The organism is Vibrio sp. HI00D65 (assembly GCF_001635455.1).
Classification (GTDB): Bacteria; Pseudomonadota; Gammaproteobacteria; order Enterobacterales; family Vibrionaceae; genus Vibrio.
This window is the reverse complement of sequence record NZ_LWEH01000445.1, coordinates 1-254: the sequence shown is the minus strand read 5'-3', so window position 1 is coordinate 254 and position 254 is coordinate 1. Positions and strand designations below refer to the sequence as shown.

General features: G+C 45.3%; 1 pseudogene. It reads right to left on the bottom strand.

Going from position 1 to position 254, the window contains the following annotated elements:
• Window positions 1–254 (bottom strand): annotated as a pseudogene (locus A3712_RS27990) (hypothetical protein); the annotation flags it as partial.

The following is a 254-nucleotide window of genomic DNA, read 5'->3' as shown; positions in this document are numbered from 1 at the left end:
TTAGGTAGTATTTCTGCTTATTCAGTGCATCCAGTTCCCGCTGTTCACCATCAAGGTTCGATTGAAGCCCAGCAATAGTGGCTTTCAAATCTACGGTAATGGTTTGTAACGCTTGGCTGTTCTCAGCGATAGTCTTATTTGCTTGTCTCACTTGCTCCAAACAATCATCCACAGCCACCTGCGTCGACTTTGCCTCTTGTTGCACGTGGTCAACAAAGCTTTGTAGCTCTACATCCGTTTCCGTATCTAGTATC